The organism is Micromonospora sp. NPDC049580 (assembly GCF_040675595.1).
Taxonomy (GTDB): domain Bacteria; phylum Actinomycetota; class Actinomycetes; order Mycobacteriales; family Micromonosporaceae; genus Micromonospora.
In genome coordinates this window covers 1-3979 of the sequence record NZ_JBFAPG010000536.1, presented here as the reverse complement: position 1 = coordinate 3979, position 3979 = coordinate 1, and the positions used below count along the sequence as shown (strand labels likewise).

The following is a 3979-nucleotide window of genomic DNA, read 5'->3' as shown; positions in this document are numbered from 1 at the left end:
GCCACGCGAGCGCGGCGACCCCCCTGCGTCGATCAGTACTTGCGGTTGGGCAGAGCCTCCTTGGCCTGCTCAGTCGTGAAGGTGGTCTCCTCGGTCTCGATCCGAGCCGGCACCGTCTCGCCCGCGTGGACCTTCTTGGCCAGGTCCATCAGCTGCGGGCCGAGCAACGGGCTGCACTCCGCGATGAAGTTGAACTTCCCGTCGGCCAGGGCCTGCATACCGTCCTTGACGGCGTCCACAGTGATGATGGTGATGTCCTTGCCGGGCACCTTGCCGGCCGCGGTGATCGCCTCGAGCGCGCCCAGACCCATGTCGTCGTTGTGCGCGAACAGCACGTCGATCTTCGGGTTGGCCTTGAGGAACTGCTCCATGACCTGCTTGCCGCCGGCCCGGGTGAAGTCGCCCGTCTGCGAGGCGATGACCTTCAGGTTCGGGTTGGCGGCGATCGCCTCGGCGAAGCCCTTCTTGCGGTCGTTGGCCGGCGCCGCGCCGGTGGTGCCCTGCAACTCCACGATGTTCACCGGGCCCGAGGCGGCCTTCTTCTGCTCGACCAGCCACTCACCGGCGAGACGGCCCTCCTTGACGAAGTCCGAGCCGAGGAAGGTCTTGTAGAGGGTCTTGTCGGCCGAGTCGACCGAGCGGTCGGTCAGGATGACCGGAATGCCGGCGTCCTTGGCCTCCTTGAGGACGGTGTCCCACCCGGACTCCACCACCGGCGAGAAGGCGATCACGTCGACCTTCTGCTGGATGTAGTTACGGATCGCCTTGATCTGGTTTTCCTGCTTCTGCTGAGCGTCGTCGAACTTCAGCTCGATGCCCGCCGCGGCCGCGGCATCCTTGATCGAGGTGGTGTTCGCGGTACGCCACCCGCTCTCCGCACCGACCTGGGAGAAGCCCATCGTGATCTTGCCGTCGTCCTTGGACCCGCCGCCGCCGGTGTCGCTGTTGCCGCAGGCCGCCACGCCGCCCACGAGCAGCACGCTGGCGAGGACCGCGACAGCGCGCCACGGAGCGGACTGCGTTCGCATCTTTCTCATCAGTTCTCCTTGGCTGTGGTGTGGTGGGACCGCGCGAGCCGCCGACGTGCGAAGGGTGGCGTACGCGGGTGGTGCGTGCTGGTGCGTCGGTGGAGCAGACCGGCGGGCCCGGACGGCCGATGGAGACGGTCAGGGACCTGCCGGTGCGACTGTTTGTTGCCCGTAGACGTTCTGGTAGCGGTGGTAGAGGGCGTCGATGTCGGCCTGCGCGATCGGCACCGGCTGCCCGAGGGTCCGCGCCAGGTACGCGGTGCGGGCCACGTCCTCGCACATGACCGCGGCCTTGACCGCCGCCCGGGCGTCCCGACCGATGGAGAAGACACCGTGGTTGCGCATCAGCACCGCGGGAGAGCGGTGCCCGGCGAGGGTGGCGACGATCCCCTTGCCGATGTCGTCGCCGCCGATCAGCGCGAACGGGCCCAGCGGGATCTCCCCACCGAACTCGTCGGCCTGGGCCGTGAGGTGGCAGGGGATCGCCTCCCCGCAGGCGGCCCAGGCGCTGGCGTACGAGCTGTGCGTGTGCACGACACCGCCGACCTCGGGCATGGCGCGGTAGACGTAGGCGTGGGCGGCCGTGTCGCTGGACGGGGCGAGGTCCCCCTCGACGAGGACACCGTCGAGGTCGCAGACCACCATGGTGTCGGCCGTGAGGTCGTCGTAGCCCACACCGCTCGGCTTGATCACCATGAGGTCCTGACCGGGGACCCGCGCCGAGACGTTGCCGGACGTCCAGGCGACCAGGTTGTAGCGGGTCAGCTCGCTGTGCAGGCGGGCGACGCTCTCGCGCAGCTCGCGGATCTGTCGACCTACCTCTGCGCTCATGCGACGACCTCCAGCGGGGCCTCGTGCGTGGCCGCGACGGCCTCGACCGCCGCGTTGCGGATCGCCCGCAGGCGGAGCATGACGTCGTTGCCGCCCCGACCGAAGTGGTCATGCAGCGCCCGGTACTCGGCGTACAGGGCGTCGTAGGCGCGCGCCCGGTCGGGATCCGGCGTGTAGACGGCCTCGTGCACCCGCCCCATCGCTTGCGACGCCTCGTGGATCGACGGGTACGCCCCGGCGGCGACGGCGGCGTGGATCGCCGACCCGAGCGCCGGCCCCTGCGCCGAGGCGATGATGTTCAGCGGTCGCTTGGTCACGTCGGCGTAGATCTGCATCAGCAGCTTGTTGTTGGTGAGACCGCCGGCGATCACCAGGTCGTTCACCGGCACCCCGGCCTCGACGAACGCGTCGATGATCATCCTGGTGCCGTACGCCGTGGACTCCAGCAGCGCACGGTAGATGTCCTGCGGCCGGGTGGCCAGGGTCATCCCGACGATCATCCCGCTGAGGTCGTGGTTGACCAGCAGCGAGCGGTTGCCGTTCCACCAGTCCAGGGCGACCAGGCCGTGTGCGCCGACCGGCTGGCTGGCGGCAAGCTCGGTGAGGCGTTCGTGCGAGTCGAACCCGGCGGGGGCGCCGTGCGCGACGAACCAGCCGAAGATGTCGCCGACACCGCTCTGCCCGGCCTCGTAGCCCCAGGCGCCGGGGCTGATGCCGCCGTCCACGACACCGCACATGCCAGCCACCTCGGCGACCTCCGCGCCGTTGACGACGTGGCAGGTCGAGGTGCCCATGATGGCGACCAGCCGACCGGGCTCCACCGCCTGCGCGGACGCCGCGGTGACGTGCGCGTCGACGTTGCCGACGGCCACCGCGATCCCCTCCGGCAGACCGGTCCAGGCCGAGGCGCGGGCGGTGAGCGTGCCGGCGCGGGCGCCGAGCGGCAGCAGCGGACCGTCGAGCTTGGCCACGAAGTCGCCGAAGTCGGGGTTGAGCGCGGTCAGGAAGCTCTCGGACGGGTACTGCCCGTCCTGCAGGATGCCCTTGTAGCCCGCGGTGCAGACGTTACGGGTCTCGGTGCCGCTGAGCTGCCAGACGATCCAGTCGGCGGCCTCGATGAACCGCTCGGCCCGGTGGTAGATCTCCGGGTCCTCCTCCAGGATCTGCAGACCCTTGGCGTACTGCCACTCGGCGGAGATCTTGCCGCCGTACCGGCCGATCCACGGCTCCGCCCGCTCGTGGGCCAGCGCGTTGATCCGGTCGGCGTGCGGCTGCGCGGCGTGGTGCTTCCACAGTTTGACCCAGGAGTGCGGCCGGTCGCGCAGGTCGGGATCCTCGCAGAGCGGGGTGCCGTGGGCGTCGGTCGGCAGCACGGTGCAGGCGGTGAAGTCGATGCCGATGCCCACCACCGATGCGGGGTCCACTCCCGCGGCGGACACCGCCGCCGGAACGGCGTAGCGCAGCACGTCGCGGTAGTCGTCCGGATTTTGCAGCGCCCAGTCCGGGGGCAGCGGTCGACCTCCGGGCAGCGTCTCGCTGATGACCCCGTCGCCGTACTCGTGCACCGCGGTCCCCAACTCGGCACCGTCGGAAACCCGGACCACCAGGGCCCGCCCGGAGAGAGTGCCGAAGTCGACACCCACGACGTAGCTTTCGGCAGCTCCGTCCACACGCTCCATGTTCACCTCCACCGTTATCGGGGATAGTGTTAACGCTCACATCCAGCGCCGTCAAGACATCTAGCTGCAACAGCTCCGTAACGGAAAGCGGATGCCCGCGCGCCCACTTGGGCGGGTAGCTACCGGATTGGTGCAAAGTCGGCGATTCCGCCTCCAGCCCGGTCGCGGCAGCGCCGGGAGGGCGACATCTGAACGGCGGCCGGCCGAAACCTCCTCGCCCGGCGGGCGGCCCGACACCTCCCCGGCCGGCCGTCGGCCCGGCGCCTCCTCAGCCGGCAGGGCGACAGCAGGGTCCCGCACCACTGAGCCGCGGGATGACGGTCCGATCGCGACGGTGGCCGGGTCGTCGGGGGGAGGTGGCGGTGAAAATAACAAAACAACAACACCCCCCGGGGGAGTAAGATTTAAACGCACCCCCGCCCCCCCCCCCCCCCACCACCG

The 3979-nt window shown here is 69.9% G+C and carries 3 protein-coding genes; all 3 read right to left on the bottom strand.

Annotated elements, in window-relative coordinates; all coding sequences use genetic code 11:
- Positions 1-32: 32 nt before the first annotated feature.
- Positions 33-1028: an ABC transporter substrate-binding protein gene (locus AB0J68_RS28565; protein WP_354862004.1), complete on the bottom strand. Its 996-nt coding sequence runs from the start codon at positions 1026-1028 to the stop codon at positions 33-35.
- A 138-nt stretch (positions 1029-1166) separates the two neighbouring features.
- Positions 1167-1859, bottom strand: a complete 693-nt coding sequence (locus AB0J68_RS28560; RefSeq protein ID WP_354861991.1) for an L-ribulose-5-phosphate 4-epimerase — start codon at positions 1857-1859, stop codon at positions 1167-1169.
- Positions 1856-3538 (bottom strand): ribulokinase, encoded by a 1683-nt coding sequence (gene araB / locus AB0J68_RS28555; RefSeq protein WP_363941538.1) that lies wholly within the window; start codon positions 3536-3538, stop codon positions 1856-1858. Before araB ends, AB0J68_RS28560 begins: the two co-directional genes overlap by 4 nt.
- Positions 3539-3979: the final 441 nt, after the last annotated feature.

What these genes read in the sequence shown, in the direction of transcription:
- AB0J68_RS28565 (WP_354862004.1), bottom strand. Translation starts at nt 1,028, where the DNA reads ATGCGAACGCAGTCCGCTCCGTGGCGCGCTGTCGCGGTCCTCGCCAGC.
- AB0J68_RS28560 (WP_354861991.1), bottom strand. Translation starts at nt 1,859, where the DNA reads ATGAGCGCAGAGGTAGGTCGACAGATCCGCGAGCTGCGCGAGAGCGTC.
- araB (WP_363941538.1), bottom strand. Translation starts at nt 3,538, where the DNA reads ATGGAGCGTGTGGACGGAGCTGCCGAAAGCTACGTCGTGGGTGTCGAC.